A 13,743-nucleotide genomic window follows, 5' to 3' on the forward strand; every position below is an offset into this window, starting at 1 on the left:
GGCTTGAGCGCAGTCAGCCTCCCGCGCCGGACAAACGAAACCCTAACGACTTCGCTGGGGCCGAAGCGCGGCGCCTGGGGAGACGAACCCCCGACGCTCGGCGCAGTCTTGCAAGTTCGGCGGAGGCGTCGAAACCCCTGCCAAGGATCTCGCCGCAGGTGAGGCGTTCAACCGAAGCCGCCGTAATCTTTCACTAACCATATATGTCATCGGACCTTTTGCGGGGCGATCATGCGCTTCTCTGCACTGCGATCCTATGCTCGGGCGCTTTTCGACAACGGTCGATCGGGCATAGCCTCAAGTCCAAATTTCGGTCATGCTTCATGGTGAAAAGGCTCTACCATAGTTTCCAACGTGGAGACCGCGCCCGGCACGGTCGCGAACGCCCGTCAGGAACCCTTCGCCAGATGGGTCTCATCTGTCTTCACAAGAAAACCGATCCACGCAACCAGATAGGGCGGATCGATCCTTATCGACTAGCCGGAGGCCACTGGTCGAGGCAGGACCGCGCGCGCTCTGTTTACGCGAGGCGGAAACCGACTCGCAATGGGTAATGTCTCAAGCGATCAAACCCACGGATTTTGTCATCTTGCCAGGAAACATGACAAACATCCAGCACGAGCGCAACAATTGGCCGCCGACGGCTACAAGGTCCCGCCTGGGCGCCCGGATAATCTTCCGAAGCCCTCCACGGCGGCCTCGGTACCGCCGAGCGCCAATAACTGCTCCCGAATATCGATGAGACGATCGAGATTGGCCTCGCTGGCTTCCATACCTAGAGCCAACTCCGCCAATTGCAACTCCCTATGTAACGCTCTCGCCCGATGATGCAAGGTCAGGGCCTGCTTCAAGACTTCCTCGGCGTCGGCTTCGGCGGCTTCAGCTTTGATGTACCAGTGAGACGCATGCGCGGCCAAACCCTCGAGCTTTTGCAGGATCACCGCGAAGCCGGCGTCCTCGGCGGCGGCGCGCAGATACGATCGATCGAGCCGCTCCGCGCCGGCGCGATCGAGAAGCGCATCCCGTAGGGCGCTCGCCTCAGGGCTCGAGAACTCGATTTCGGCGATCGCCTCGACCCATCGCTCGATCAGTCCGGGATGATTGAGAAGAAGTAGCAAAATCAATGCTTCGCGTGGCGGAAGGCTGGGTTTGCCGGGGCGTAGAAGCGGCGATTTCGCAAGGCTCGAACTAATGATCGGAGCAGCCCGCGGAGCGGCGCTGCGCTCGCCGCCGCGTTCGGGCCAGCGGCGAAACGGCGATTTTGCGCCATAGCCTTCAGTGCTCTGGCGCCGGTCGTAGGCGCGTCCGCCGCCGCGATCGAAAAGCTTGAAGAGCCGCTCCTTGAAATCCGCCTGGTAATAGCGGCGCAATGTCTCATCCCGAATCTCGCGTGCGATCTCGGCGAGCCGCCGTTCGAGCGAGGCTCTGCTTTCCGGCGTCGCGAACGCCCGGGCTTCGGTTTCCCTGAGCCAGATGAGATCGGCGAGCGGCAGCGCGTGGGAGAGGCTGTCCGCCATCGCGCCGGGGCCGCCGGCGCGAATGAGGTCATCGGGGTCCTGCCCTTCGGGCAACAGGGCGAAGCGGAGCGAACGCCCTGGGCCAAGCAGGGGTAGGGCCATGTCGATTGCGCGATAGGCGGCCTTGCGCCCGGCTTTGTCGCCGTCGAAGCAGAGGATCGGCTCCTCCGCCATTTTCCACAAAAGCTCGCATTGATCCGGCGTCAAGGCCGTGCCGAGCGGCGCGACGGCCGAGGCGAAGCCCGCCTGAGCCATCGCGATCACATCGACATAGCCTTCCACGACGACGAGCGCGCCCGTCTCATGCGCGGCCTTGCGGGCGTTATGGTGATTATAAAGGACGGCCCCCTTATGAAACAGGCTGGTCTCCGGCGAGTTCAGATATTTCGCCGGAACGTCCTTGGCGAGCGCGCGGCCGCCGAAAGCGATGACCCGGCCGGAGCGATCGCAGATCGGAAACATGATCCGATCGCGAAAACGGTCATAGGGAACCGCGATCTCCTCGCCATGGATCAGGAGCCCGGCTTCGATTATGGCCTGCGCCGGAACGTCCTTGGCCGCGAGATGATCGCGCAGAGCGTATTTTTCACCCGAAGCATAGCCTAAGCGGAAACGGGACTGGGTTTCCGGGGAGAGGCTGCGCTGATCGAGATAGGCGCGCGCCTTGGCGCCGGATCGCCCTGCGAGCTCGGCCGTGAAATAGGCGGCCGCGAGATCGAGAACCTCATAAAGGCTGGCGCGCTCCTTTTCCTGCTCTTCGGCCTCGCGCGTCAGCTGCGGGAGAGGAAGGCCAGCGTCCTGGGCGAGGCGCTCGACGGCTTCGGGAAATGAAACGCCGTCGGTCTGCATGACGAAATCGAAAATATTGCCGTTCTTGCCGGAGGAAAAATCGAACCAGGCCATTTTCTGGTCATTGACGAAGAAAGACGGCGTCTTTTCCGTATTGAACGGCGACAGCCCTTTCCATTCGCGGCCGGATTTGGTCAGCTTGACGCGCCGCCGCACGACCTCCGAGACCGGAAGCATGGCCTTGATGTCGTCGAGAAAGGACGGCGGAAATCGCATGAGCGGAGTTTAGCGTGAAAGACGCCCATTTGGGCGATAGCTAACGCTTTAATTCGTTTGTCCGACATATGCACAGACTTGGAGAAGCGCCGGGAGCGGAGCAGGGTTCCGATTTTGGCTAGGCCTCAACCACCGCCTTCAGGCTTTCGAGGCTGATGATTTTCCGGTTCCGTCCAGAGCGCTGCGGCGGCAGGGCGTTATGAACGCTTTGCCAAATGACAATCGAATCATTGATGTCAGGGCCGAAGCCTATTTCCGACGCATCATAAGGAATGTTCTCGGCGGACCATCGCGTCAAGGCCGGAGACGCGTCGAACACGGCGCCGCATACCGGATTATAATATATAAAGAAGCAATGCTCGATAGCGCTTCCGATATTGGCCTCGAGGTTTTTCAAAAATTCCTTCATCAATTCGTGGCCAAAGGAATGAAAAGTGTAAAAGACAATTCTTTTGCCTTGAGGCGTGAATTTCGTGGCGTCGCCTTCAATAATTTGAATCTTGGAGGCCGAGGGGTTCTCAGCTTCGACTTTCGCAATATTCGATCGAGCGATCTGCGCGAGTTCGGGGGAAATCTCGACGCCTATGATTTCGCGAAACGGATATTCGGCGGCGACGATCGTCACCCGTCCTTTTCCGCATCCCAAATCGACAAAACTATAGTCCGCCAAATTCGGCAGCGCGTCGAGCGCGCGACGGACGATGCTCGGCTGCGACCCAGCATAGGGAATGATTTTCTTAGCTAAGGCCGAACTGAGCTTCTCGACTGGAACGTAGCCGCTCGTATCGATCCCATAAAATTTGTCGATTGGATGCGAATAGCGCCAGCCCCCATATACAATTCCCCTGATGACCGGCAGTTTCACAAGAAGCTTTTTGACGAGGGGAATATGCAGAAATGTATAGGCCCGAATTTGGAGCGCTCTTGCATTCACGACCCACCTGCCTTTTTCCATTCCTACGAGATCTATCCTATGGATCGCCGTCATGATCAGGGCTGAACGAGCCACAGAAACACGAGTTTGCCAAGGCTATATGACGGGCGAAGCGGATCTCGGCTCGCCTGAAGAAAATGCGATGAAATAAAGAGCTAGAGACATATTTTGATTCTATAGACTCGAAATATGTCTCTAGCGGCCGTCCTGCAAAATAGGTCGTTGGATCCGCAAAGGCTTATCCCGCAAAATGGTTCGATCTTGATGAGCAAAACCGCCCGATTTTTCGACATGAAGCGGGAGGGCAGGCCGATCGCGGTATTGACCGCCTATGACGCGCCGACGGCGAAAGCGGAGGCGGAGGCGGGCGTCGATATTCTTCTCGTCGGCGATAGCGTTGGCATGAATATGCTTGGGTACGCCAGCGAGAAGGAAGTCACTCTGGCGGACATATGCCACCATGTCCGGGCCGTGCGGCGTGGCGCGCCAGGAGCCGCGATCATCGGCGATCTTCCCTATATGACCTATGAAACGCCGGACATGGCTTTGGCCAACGCGCGCCTCGTCATCGAGGCGGGGGCCGATATTGTGAAGTTCGAAGGCCCTCGCGCGGACATTGTCGAAGCTCTCGTCGGGGCCTCGATCGACGTCTGCTGCCATTTGGGCCTGGAGCCGCAGCATCACGCCGAAAAGCGCTTCAAGGGGCGTTCGGCGCAAGAGGCCGCGCAACTGGTGCAAAACGCGATCCGGCTCGATGAAGCAGGCATGTCGCTGCTCGTCCTCGAACTCATCCCCGAAGAGGTCGCGGCCAAGACGTCGCAGGCGATTGAGGCTCCGACGATCGGCATCGGCGCCGGGCGCAAAACTGATGGCCAGGTGCTCGTGATCTGCGACGTGCTCGGCTTCACGCCCGCCAATTTCCGCCATAACCGCCGCTATCAGGAGGTTGGCGGCCTCATGTCGGCGGCGGCGAAAGCCTATGTCTCAGACGTGCGCGGCAAGAGTTTTCCCGCGGAGGCGAATGTGCTCCATATGGCGAAGGATGAGCTCGAAATTTTCCTGAAAGATAAGCCGTAAGCTTGGCGATCACGCGCCGAGCTTCGCTTTGACGGCGGCGCTCGCCTTGGCGAAATCCACTTGGCCCGCATATTTGCTTTTGAGCGCGGCGACGACTTTTCCCATATCCTTGATCGAGGCGGCGCCGGTCTCGGCGATGGCGGCGCCAATCGCCGCTTCGACCTCGGCCTCGCTCAAGGGCTGCGGCAGGAAGCCCTCGATGATTGCGATTTCGTCGCCCTCCTGCGTCGCGAGATCGGCGCGGCCCGCCTTCTCATAGATCTCCTTCGATTCGCGCCGGCTTTTCACCATTTTCTGGAGCAGCGCCAGAATGTCTTCGTCGGACACGGTCTTGCCCTGGCCGCGCGCCTCGATGTCTTTATCCTTCAACGCGGCCGTGATCATCCGGATCGTCTCGACGCGGCGCTTGTCGCCGGCTTTCATCGCCGTCTTGAGTTCGCTCGTGAATTGTTCGCGCATGGGATCTCCTGATTTCTTCACGAGTAGGCGCCGGGACCGGCCGACGTGAATTGACGTTTCTTTGCGTAACGCCTAGGTTTCGGGCCTCAAAGACCCCGAAATCACCCGGCTTGTCATTCGCTCCGCGCTCAGTCCGCGCCGGAGCGGGGCGGAACGCACGGGTGTAGAGCGAGCATGACGCAGGATCAAGATCACGCGGCGACCTTCTGGCGCAAGCCGCGCGCCACAGCCCTTCTCGTTTTGGCCAACGGCCTCGTCCTGGAGGGTTTCGGATTGGGCGCGACAGGCGAGGCGGTCGGCGAAGTCTGTTTCAACACAGCCATGACCGGCTATCAGGAAATCCTCACTGACCCGTCCTACGCCGGCCAGATCATAACCTTCACTTTTCCTCATATCGGCAATGTCGGCGTCAATGAGGAGGATGTCGAGACGAGCAATCTCGCATCGAGCGAGAGGGTTCGCGGCGTCATTCTCCATGCGCCGATCACCGCGCCGTCCAATCATCGCGCGACGCGGCATTTGGAGCCGTGGCTGAAGGACCGTGGAATCATCGGCCTTTGTGGCCTCGATACGCGCGCGCTCACGGCCTATATCCGCGAGAACGGCATGCCCAACGCCGTCATCGCCCATTCCCCCGATGGTGTCTTCGACGTCGAGCGCCTGCGCGAGAAAGCGCGGCAATGGCCGGGGCTCGAAGGGATGGACCTCGCGCCAAGCGTCACCGCGGCTGAGCGCTACGACTGGACGCAAGCGGCCTGGACTCCGGAGCATGGCTACCCCTCGAGGAACGGCGGCAAATTCAAGGTTGTCGCCATCGACTATGGCGTCAAGCGCAATATTTTGCGTCTCTTGACCGAAGCCGGCTGCGCCGTGACCGTCGTGCCGGCGACGACAGAGGCGGACGCGATCCGCGCGCTGCGGCCGGACGGCGTATTTCTTTCAAATGGACCCGGGGATCCGGCCGAAACCGGAAAATATGCGGTTCCCGTGATCAAGGCTCTGCTCGAAAGCAGGATCCCGACCTTTGGCATCTGCCTCGGCCATCAGATGCTGGGCCTCGCGATTGGCGCGAAAACCACGAAAATGCGGCAGGGCCATCACGGCGCCAATCATCCGGTCATGGATTTCACCACCGGCAAGGTCGAAATCGTCTCGATGAATCACGGCTTCGCCGTCGATGCGGCGAGCCTGCCGGCCAATGCGCGGGAAACCCATAGGTCACTGTTCGACGGCTCGAATTGCGGGCTGGAACTGACCGATCGTCCGGCTTTTTCGGTGCAGCATCACCCGGAGGCCTCGCCCGGCCCGCGCGACAGCCATTATCTGTTTCGGCGCTTCGTCGATTTGATGGAAAAGGCGAAAATACATTCGTCTTGAATGTCGGGCGGCGGTCTGACGCCGATGGCGAGGCTCGGGCGCGCGACGCAGCGGTTGGTCTTGCCGCGCGATGTATTAAGGGCCTGTTCAGCTTGACCGCGCGAAGGTTGATCCCGCGCTGCAACAAAGCACGAAGTTTTGACCATAACTTTAAGAGTATTTCAGAAATTGATCGAAAAGAACTTCCTATTCAATCGAACAAATCGTAGGGTAAAAAACGGTTCGCACGAATCGGGCGCTATTGTGGCATGTTTCGAAAATTGATGGGAATATGCTGCAACTCATTGATCTGGCGCAGCTCCTCGTCAATCGAGAGAGCCCATCCAAGCGAAACGGGCGCCGAGGCGCGTGAAATCATAGATCGAGCGCCGTTCTGGCCGAATGCCGAAACGCCCTTTGAACCGACATAAATAATGGCTCTTGAACTGTCTCCTGCGAACAAGATCGGGCCCAATGGCCGATCGATCGATCGCGACGCCATAGCGGAAATCTTCGCCGAAATCGCGATCGAGGCCGCCGTCGCGGTAATGGCCGTCTATTCCTGCGACAGCCATGCGCGGCGCAAGCCGGACAAAAGCCCGGTCTGCGACGCCGACGAAAATGCCGAGGCGATCATCCTGGAGCGCCTCGCGGCGCGTCTGCCGGAGCTGCCGGTTCTCGCCGAAGAGGCCGCCGCTCACGGCAAGAAGACAGTGCCCGGCTCGACGTTCATTCTTGTCGATCCGGTCGACGGGACGCGGGAATTCCTCAGCCACAATGGCGAGTTCACCATCAATATCGGACTGATCGTCGAGGGCGAGCCTCGGGCCGGCGTCGTTTACGCCCCGGCGCTCCGGCAACTCTGGGTCGGAGGCGCGAAGGCCTCCTCCTGCATCGTCGCCCCGGGCGCGCCTCTCCCACCGCCCTCCGAGCGCCGGGAAATCCATGTGCGGCCGGCTCCGCGTCAAGGGCTGACGGCGCTCGCGAGCCGGTCTCACTCCGATCCCGAGACGGAGGCTTTTCTTGCGCAGCTCCCGATCCATGAGCGGCGCGCGGCCGGCTCCTCGTTGAAATTTTGCGCTGTCGCCGAAGGCGACGCCGATGTCTATCCGCGCTTTGGCCAGACCATGGAATGGGATACGGCGGCGGGCGACGCCGTCTTGCGCGCGGCTGGCGGCATTGTCCTCGATCGCGAGCAGCGGCCATTGCAATATGGCAAAGCCGGAGCGCAGTTCAGAAACGGACCTTTCGTCGCCTGGGGCGATCCGCGCGCGAGCGTCGCATAGCGCATTGCTCCGAGCGGCGCTTAGGGCACCGCAATCTTTCGACCGGAGTAAGCGTCAATCTTTCCTTAACGCCATTGCTTCAAAGCTCCGTATCTAGGCAAATTGACGAAGGTCAAGAACGCGCCTGTTTCGCGGAGGACGACATATGCAAACGCGAAGAGAATTGACGCTGCAGCTTGCCGCTCTGGCCGCCGGGATCTCCGGCCTGACTGTGAACATGAGCGCCGCGCTGGCGAATGCGCAGCCGGGAAGGCCGGACGACTATTCCCCGGACGAGATTATGGGGAACGGCCATCGTTTCTTCGGCTCCATCTCGCGCGGTCTCGCGGATGTCGTCGAAAACGCGACCAAGCAATGGGGCCGGCCAAACGGCTATATTCTGGGTCAGGAAGCAACCGGCGCGTTCATCGGCGGCCTGCGCTACGGCGAAGGCGTGATGCATACGCGCAACGCCGGCGATCTGCGGGTGTTTTGGCAAGGACCTTCGCTCGGCCTCGACGCCGGAGCCGATGGCGATCGCACTATGATGCTGGTCTATAATCTGCCGGCGACCGAGGCGATCTTTCGGCGCTATGGCGGCGTCGATGGCTCCGCCTATATCGTCGGCGGATTCGCCATGACCGCGCTCGTCAACGACAATGTTTATGTCGTGCCGATCCGGTCCGGGATTGGCGTGCGCCTCGGCTTTAATGTCAGCTACCTGAAATTCACGCCGGCCTCGACCTGGAACCCGTTCTGATCTCATCGGAGCGGCGGCCTGCGGGCCGCTCCCCTGGGGTCATTTGAGGATCACGAAGGTCGCCCTCCAATGACGGAGCTGGCGGGCGCGCTTCGAAATGTCCACCGCAAGATGCTGATCGCCGCCCCGCCAAATCCATAGGTCGTCATGGTGACGCTCGCGAACGTGTAGATGCGAAAGGCTAGAGCGAACTGCCCGTCCGCGGGGGCCGGCGCATCGAAGGCGGGAAATATGGCCTGCAGCAGGAAGAGGCTCGAGTTGCCGAAGGCGCCGAGGACCATCGACCAGCGCAAGGTCCAATGCAGCGGCGCCTTGGCGGCGTAGATCCCCAAGATCAAGGCGGTCATGAGCAGGAAATCGATATGCGCCTGAACCAGCCTTATCTGCTTGCCTGCGAAGATCGCCTTTAAAGCAGGAACGCCGAGGTTCAGCCCCACAAGGCACCATGCCAATGCCAAAGCCGCCAATAACCATAGCGCGGCCCCCCTGATCAGTTCGATATTCAGACGATCCTGCGAGCTCTGTTTCATATGCGCCTCGATTTTGCCGGCATAAGATTGCGGCAGCATAAGACGTCGCGCTTTTTGGCGGTTGGCTCGAACGGCGCAAAAACTTGATTGAAACGGCTGTTTCTATTTGCGATCCATAGGCGGGCAGGAGCGAAGCGGACGAATTGGATGGCCAGCGGCGTTAAGCTTTCGACGGAGGATCTTCCGATCCGCCAAAGGCGCGACTGGCTGCGCGAGGTGATCGGCCGCGAATATGCAAATGTCGAAATCATGCCCCCCGCCGCCGGCCCCTTGTTCAACGAGATGACGATCTATCCGTGGAGCGAGCTGCGGCTTTCCTCGATACGATCCAACGCCATTGGCATCGAACGCTTGCCCAACGAGCCGATGCAAAACGGTCATGATGCTTATTTCGCGGTTGTTCTACTTTCCGGCGAATACAAGCTGGAGCAGGACGGACGGGAGGTTTTCCTACAGCCCGGCGATATGACTCTATACGATGCAACACGGCCGCATCGAATTTTTTGCCCGGCGAGCTTTTCGAAATTGATTGTGTCCATCCCTCGTCCTCTCCTTAAGGAGAGGCTAGCGGGTGTCGAGCGTTGCACGGCGCAGCGCATTCCTGGCAACGCGGGAATGGGCGCGGTGACGGCGGATTTCATACGTTCGACGGCGCGTCGCGCCGGGGAACTGCCGTCAAGCGAGTTTGCCGCTCTGTCCGAACATTGCGCGGACTTTCTGACTCTGACGCTGGCTTCGATGCGGCAGGAGGCCGCGGCGTCATCCCGAAATCGCGAGATGACGCTAAGCAGGATCAAGCAATTCGTGGAGCGAAACCTGCGCGATCCCGACCTTGACGCCGCCGCTATCTCCAGCGGAGTCGGACTCTCATCGCGCTACGTCAATGACATTTTCAAAGACGAGGGAGCAACCCTGATGCGCTATGTCTGGATGCGAAGGCTCGAAAATTGCCGCAAGGATTTGCTCTCCTCAGCTCGCGCCGGCCATAGCATTTCCGACATCGCATTTACCTGGGGCTTCAACGATCTGGCCCATTTCAGCCGGTCCTTCAAGGAACGCTTCGGCGTCTCTCCACGCGACTATCGGCGAGGCGCCGCGGCTGCGCCTGGCCGCCTGTGAGGACATCTGCGCCGGCGCGTTCGACGCCTCGCGACAGCGCCGACCGTCAGAACTTGACTTTCGCATCCGCGACGAAGGTTCTCTTGGGGAAGGGGTGGAAAAGAAAGTATGTTTCGTTGTTCAGATTGTCGACGCCAAAATCCAGCGACACGTTGTCGTTGACGCTGTAGTGAACGCGCAAGTCGACGACGAAGAAATTGTCGAACGCGCCATAAACATTCGAAATGACGTCGGTGTTGTCCAAGGTCGAATATTGCTTGCCGCTGTAGCGCGCCGCCAGCGTGAAGGCCCAATATGGGTCTGGACGATAAGTCATCCCAAAGGTCGACCGAAACACGGGGACGTAGGGCACGTGCTTTCCAACCACGCTGTCCGGCAATCCGGTGAAGGGATTGGTCCCGGCCCATGTTGGATCGGACAAAATATGCGAATCGACATAGGTGACGCTGCCGAAGATCTGCATCCCCCTGATCAGCACATTGTCCTTTTGCGCTGAGAGCTCGACGCCTTGATTCTGGGTCTGGGCGACATTGGCGACGGATGAGACCGTGCCTTGTGCGCCATTGCTCAAGGTCGCTGTGTTGGTTTGCGAAATGAGGGCGTTGAAGGTGTTCTCATGGAATAAGGAGAGGCGCACCTTGCCGTCCTCCCACTTGCGTTCGATGTCGATCTCCCCGACGAGGTCCTGTTCGGGCGTGAGATAGGGGTTGGGGATGACGTAGTTCGCGCCCGAGGTTGAGATCGCGTAAAGCTCCTGAACGGTCGGGTAGCGATAGGCGTCGCCGAACGATCCGGTGATCTCCCATTCCTTGTTTGGCTGCCAGGACAGCGAGGCTTTGGGCGAAAAATCCACCGCGTGGAGCTCCGGCTGGTATGTGCCTTTCGAAGACGTGATGGTGCCGACCGTCGGGCTTCCTACTGTTGTATTCTGTGTCGTCGCCAGATTGAATCCGTCGGATGCCTTCCAGCTCTCAAGGCGGCCGCCCAGAGTCAATTTTAGGTCGGGGATGATCTTCCAGACGTCCTGGGCCCAAAGGCCTCCCGTCTCAGTTTGGCCGAGCCCGTCCGAATAGAGGAAGCCAGTGCCCGTATTCGATCCAGCGTTCCAGGTGGTTGTCTGATAGGTCGGGTTGTTCAGATAATACCGGTCGCCATGCAGGCCGAAGCTGACCTCGTTCGCGCCATTCACGCCGAAGGGGCGCCAGATCCCTTTGAAGTCGACGTTCTCCCAATTCGTCCCGTCCAGGCGGGTGATCCTGCCGTTTTGCGTGAAGCCGACGCCTACCGGCGTCACCGAGAAGGGATTTCTCTGGATGTCGGTCAGATAGTCATAGGTGGACGCCGAAATATCGAAATCAAGTGCTCCACGCGTATCGCTCCTCAGCGAAACCGCATTGGCCAAATGCTGCTCGAGCCAAGTGTATTCGGCGCTGGCGAAACCAGATACTTTGCCAAAGGTCGGACCTCCCGTGGCGGTCGAGGTCAGATAGGTCTGCGGGCTCGAGCTTGCGTCATAGGACCAGAAGCCGATCTGATAAGTTCCGCGCAGCCAAGGCGTGAAGTCCAAGGCGAGCTTGAGATTGGCGCTCACCTCGTTCGTGTGAAGCAAGGCGCCTGTGCCAACGACATCGGCTGGCAGGCCCTGTTTGGTCAGTGCGCCAAATGTTCCTAGGGTCCCTGCGGGGGGCGTCGCGTTTGTCGTGTAGGTCAGCGGCTGAGAGTAGCTGTTCTGATAGTTCGCGCTGGCGAACCAGGAAAAGATTCCGATCCGATCGCCTATCGTCGCGCTGGTTTGGTCGGTCCGGTAATTCGCATCGGTGCCATACAGGCTGAAGTGCTGCAGCGCTTCCGTCTGCTTGGCGGTCATGGTCAGCTTGTCCGGCATTTTGGTGGTGATCAGCATCACGCCGCCCATCGAATTCCCCGGATAGGCGGCGGCGAAGGGTCCTTCGAGAAAATCGATGCGCTCGATCGATTCCGGCGCGACGAGGTTCCAGTGCGGGGCGGCGTATGAGTTGTTGTTTCCAATCAGTGTGGAAAGGAGAATGTCGTCGGCGTAAATGAGCGTTCGCGCGCTCGAATTGAGGCCCCAGGTCCGGGTCGCCAGCACAGCCTGGTTATCGCCCTCGTTGCGTTTTCTGACGAAGAGGCTCGGCATATATTTAACGGCGTCCTCGGGGTCCACGATGTTGATCGTTTCCTCGATCCGTTGCGCCGTTATGCTGTCGACCATGACCGGAAGCTGATATTTCTGAACAATGGGCGGCGGGGCGACGACGGCGGCTCCAGAAACGGGGACATTAGCGGCCGGCGCGGCCGCTTCGCTTTGTCCCGCCACGTCAATTGCGGGGAGTTCTTCGACTTGTTGCGCCTGGGCGGCCGAAACGTGGAGGACAAGGGCTATCGTTAGCGCGAGCGGGCTAACGCTGCGCAAGGCATGATTGCGTGACATGAAAAGACTCCTGATCTCGGCGGCGAAGCCGAGTTGCCGAAACGGATGACGCGGCTTGAGGCCGCGGTGGCGTCGGTCAGGAGAAAGCGGGCGGGGCGCGCGGTCGCGCGGAGAGGACGATCCAAAGCGCGGGTGGAATAGAGGCCGCGATGGTCGGCGCGATTCGCCGAGGCGGGGCCGCCGGCGCGAAGATGAGCGCGACGATCGCAACGACGAGCGGCGCAATGTTGGAATGGGCTGGCGCGCAGATCGGGCAGCACGAATGATGTCCGTGCTCTCCGCCGCCCGCAGGCGATCCTTGCCCGTCGACGGCGTCGTCAGGATGCGCGCAAAGGGCTCCCGCGAAGTTGGGATCCAATGCGGAGGACATGGCCAGGCACGCGCCGACCGGCGCCCATATCTGCATCAGAAGCGCGATCAAGAAAATTGGGACGGCTGAACGAATTCTTCTCCGCAACGCGTCAGCCTCGCCTGTCCATGTGCTGATCTAACCGGCGTCAAGGACGCGCTCGGTGTTTCGTCAGCTTAAGGAGTTCCAAGCTCTAGCTAGCGGTTTCGGTCATGCTTGCAAAGCCATTCGCCCGGAGCGAGGTTGGAACAACTTTTTGGTGTGGTTTCAAGGCAACAGCTTCGGCCGAGCTTAGCCGAAATTCATTGCCGCTCCGGGCTCGAGCGAGATCAGTGGATCGCTCCGACAAGGGCGGGCTTCATCCGTTAGACGGGAGTTGGGGCGTCCTTTCCGGGAGACAGCAGATCTCGGCTTCGAGCCGCGCCATTTCGAGCAGATGAGTCAATAAACCGAGGCGCCCGAAATGCGCGAGCCGGGCCAGTTCGCCCGTCATTTGCGCGATGTAGAGGGCGGTGGATTGCGCGCCCGCGTCCGTCCCGGCGCACTCGACCGGCCCGCATCCCGCGGAAGTCGGCGCGCCAAACCCGCGGCCGGCCTCGCCCATTTTCAATTGCGTAAGCATGTTCGGCTTGAGCATGTTTTGGCCAGCCCATTTAACAAAGAGGTTCGACGATCGGTGCGCGGAATGCGACTGATCGTGATAATATTCAAGTTATAGTTGTATTCAACTAAAATTCGTCAGTTTGACGAAAAAATTTGGGCGGCGCGGGCCGCGCGCCAAGCCGGGCCGAGGCAAGCGGCATGGCCTTGCCGGGCTCCATAGTCCAGGCCTTGGCTTTTCCAAGGCTCTTACGGAATAT

The 13,743-nt window shown here is 60.0% G+C and carries 12 protein-coding genes; 5 read left to right on the top strand and 7 right to left on the bottom strand.

Features of this window, described 5'->3' with window-relative positions:
- Positions 1-644 precede the first annotated feature (644 nt).
- Both dnaG and RZS28_RS13610 read right to left on the bottom strand, forming a co-directional pair.
- Positions 645-2,582, bottom strand: a complete 1,938-nt coding sequence (gene dnaG / locus RZS28_RS13605) for a DNA primase (RefSeq protein ID WP_407338275.1) — start codon at positions 2,580-2,582, stop codon at positions 645-647.
- 118 nt (positions 2,583-2,700) lie between these two features.
- On the bottom strand, positions 2,701-3,537 hold the full coding sequence (locus tag RZS28_RS13610) for a class I SAM-dependent methyltransferase (protein ID WP_407338276.1): 837 nt from the start codon (positions 3,535-3,537) through the stop codon (positions 2,701-2,703).
- 243 nt (positions 3,538-3,780) lie between these two features.
- On the opposite strand from RZS28_RS13610, the gene panB reads away from it, so the two are divergent.
- The gene (gene panB / locus RZS28_RS13615; RefSeq protein WP_407338277.1) at positions 3,781-4,593 is read left to right on the top strand and encodes a 3-methyl-2-oxobutanoate hydroxymethyltransferase; all 813 of its coding nucleotides are present in this window, start codon (positions 3,781-3,783) and stop codon (positions 4,591-4,593) included.
- A 9-nt stretch (positions 4,594-4,602) separates the two neighbouring features.
- Here the strand turns inward: panB and RZS28_RS13620 are convergent, their stop codons facing one another.
- On the bottom strand, positions 4,603-5,052 hold the full coding sequence (locus tag RZS28_RS13620) for a GatB/YqeY domain-containing protein (RefSeq protein WP_407338278.1): 450 nt from the start codon (positions 5,050-5,052) through the stop codon (positions 4,603-4,605).
- A gap of 174 nt (positions 5,053-5,226) precedes the next feature.
- Here RZS28_RS13620 and carA point away from each other — a divergent pair, with 174 nt between their 5' ends.
- From carA to RZS28_RS13635, 3 genes are all read left to right on the top strand, one after another.
- Positions 5,227-6,429: a glutamine-hydrolyzing carbamoyl-phosphate synthase small subunit gene (carA, locus tag RZS28_RS13625; RefSeq protein ID WP_407338279.1), complete on the top strand. Its 1,203-nt coding sequence runs from the start codon at positions 5,227-5,229 to the stop codon at positions 6,427-6,429.
- Positions 6,430-6,842: 413 nt separating this feature from the next.
- On the top strand, positions 6,843-7,694 hold the full coding sequence (gene cysQ / locus RZS28_RS13630) for a 3'(2'),5'-bisphosphate nucleotidase CysQ (protein WP_407338280.1): 852 nt from the start codon (positions 6,843-6,845) through the stop codon (positions 7,692-7,694).
- A 145-nt stretch (positions 7,695-7,839) separates the two neighbouring features.
- Positions 7,840-8,433, top strand: a complete 594-nt coding sequence (locus RZS28_RS13635) for a DUF1134 domain-containing protein (RefSeq protein WP_407338281.1) — start codon at positions 7,840-7,842, stop codon at positions 8,431-8,433.
- Positions 8,434-8,483: 50 nt separating this feature from the next.
- On the opposite strand, the gene RZS28_RS13640 is transcribed toward RZS28_RS13635, so the two are convergent.
- Positions 8,484-8,963, bottom strand: coding sequence for a hypothetical protein (locus tag RZS28_RS13640; protein WP_407338282.1), 480 nt, complete (start codon positions 8,961-8,963; stop codon positions 8,484-8,486).
- 147 nt (positions 8,964-9,110) lie between these two features.
- On the opposite strand from RZS28_RS13640, the gene RZS28_RS13645 reads away from it, so the two are divergent.
- Positions 9,111-10,082, top strand: a complete 972-nt coding sequence (locus RZS28_RS13645; RefSeq protein ID WP_407338283.1) for a helix-turn-helix domain-containing protein — start codon at positions 9,111-9,113, stop codon at positions 10,080-10,082.
- A 46-nt stretch (positions 10,083-10,128) separates the two neighbouring features.
- Here RZS28_RS13645 and RZS28_RS13650 read toward each other — a convergent pair whose 3' ends face one another.
- The 3 genes from RZS28_RS13650 to RZS28_RS13660 all read right to left on the bottom strand — a co-directional run bounded on the left by RZS28_RS13650 (position 10,129) and on the right by RZS28_RS13660 (position 13,520).
- Positions 10,129-12,534, bottom strand: a complete 2,406-nt coding sequence (locus tag RZS28_RS13650; protein WP_407338284.1) for a TonB-dependent receptor — start codon at positions 12,532-12,534, stop codon at positions 10,129-10,131.
- Between the two features lie 76 nt (positions 12,535-12,610).
- The gene (locus RZS28_RS13655) at positions 12,611-12,904 is read right to left on the bottom strand and encodes a DUF2946 family protein (RefSeq protein WP_407338285.1); all 294 of its coding nucleotides are present in this window, start codon (positions 12,902-12,904) and stop codon (positions 12,611-12,613) included.
- A gap of 337 nt (positions 12,905-13,241) precedes the next feature.
- Positions 13,242-13,520 (bottom strand): hypothetical protein, encoded by a 279-nt coding sequence (locus RZS28_RS13660; protein WP_407338286.1) that lies wholly within the window; start codon positions 13,518-13,520, stop codon positions 13,242-13,244.
- Between the last annotated feature and the right edge of the window lie 223 nt (positions 13,521-13,743).

The sequence above is a fragment of the Methylocapsa polymorpha genome, from assembly GCF_045689225.1.
Taxonomy (GTDB): Bacteria; Pseudomonadota; Alphaproteobacteria; order Rhizobiales; family Beijerinckiaceae; genus Methylocapsa; species Methylocapsa polymorpha.

What these genes read in the sequence shown, in the direction of transcription:
- dnaG (WP_407338275.1), bottom strand. Translation starts at nt 2,582, where the DNA reads ATGCGATTTCCGCCGTCCTTTCTCGACGACATCAAGGCCATGCTTCCG.
- RZS28_RS13610 (WP_407338276.1), bottom strand. Translation starts at nt 3,537, where the DNA reads ATGGAAAAAGGCAGGTGGGTCGTGAATGCAAGAGCGCTCCAAATTCGG.
- panB (WP_407338277.1), top strand. Translation starts at nt 3,781, where the DNA reads ATGAGCAAAACCGCCCGATTTTTCGACATGAAGCGGGAGGGCAGGCCG.
- RZS28_RS13620 (WP_407338278.1), bottom strand. Translation starts at nt 5,052, where the DNA reads ATGCGCGAACAATTCACGAGCGAACTCAAGACGGCGATGAAAGCCGGC.
- carA (WP_407338279.1), top strand. Translation starts at nt 5,227, where the DNA reads ATGACGCAGGATCAAGATCACGCGGCGACCTTCTGGCGCAAGCCGCGC.
- cysQ (WP_407338280.1), top strand. Translation starts at nt 6,843, where the DNA reads ATGGCTCTTGAACTGTCTCCTGCGAACAAGATCGGGCCCAATGGCCGA.
- RZS28_RS13635 (WP_407338281.1), top strand. Translation starts at nt 7,840, where the DNA reads ATGCAAACGCGAAGAGAATTGACGCTGCAGCTTGCCGCTCTGGCCGCC.
- RZS28_RS13640 (WP_407338282.1), bottom strand. Translation starts at nt 8,963, where the DNA reads ATGAAACAGAGCTCGCAGGATCGTCTGAATATCGAACTGATCAGGGGG.
- RZS28_RS13645 (WP_407338283.1), top strand. Translation starts at nt 9,111, where the DNA reads ATGGCCAGCGGCGTTAAGCTTTCGACGGAGGATCTTCCGATCCGCCAA.
- RZS28_RS13650 (WP_407338284.1), bottom strand. Translation starts at nt 12,534, where the DNA reads ATGTCACGCAATCATGCCTTGCGCAGCGTTAGCCCGCTCGCGCTAACG.
- RZS28_RS13655 (WP_407338285.1), bottom strand. Translation starts at nt 12,904, where the DNA reads ATGTCCTCCGCATTGGATCCCAACTTCGCGGGAGCCCTTTGCGCGCAT.
- RZS28_RS13660 (WP_407338286.1), bottom strand. Translation starts at nt 13,520, where the DNA reads ATGCTCAAGCCGAACATGCTTACGCAATTGAAAATGGGCGAGGCCGGC.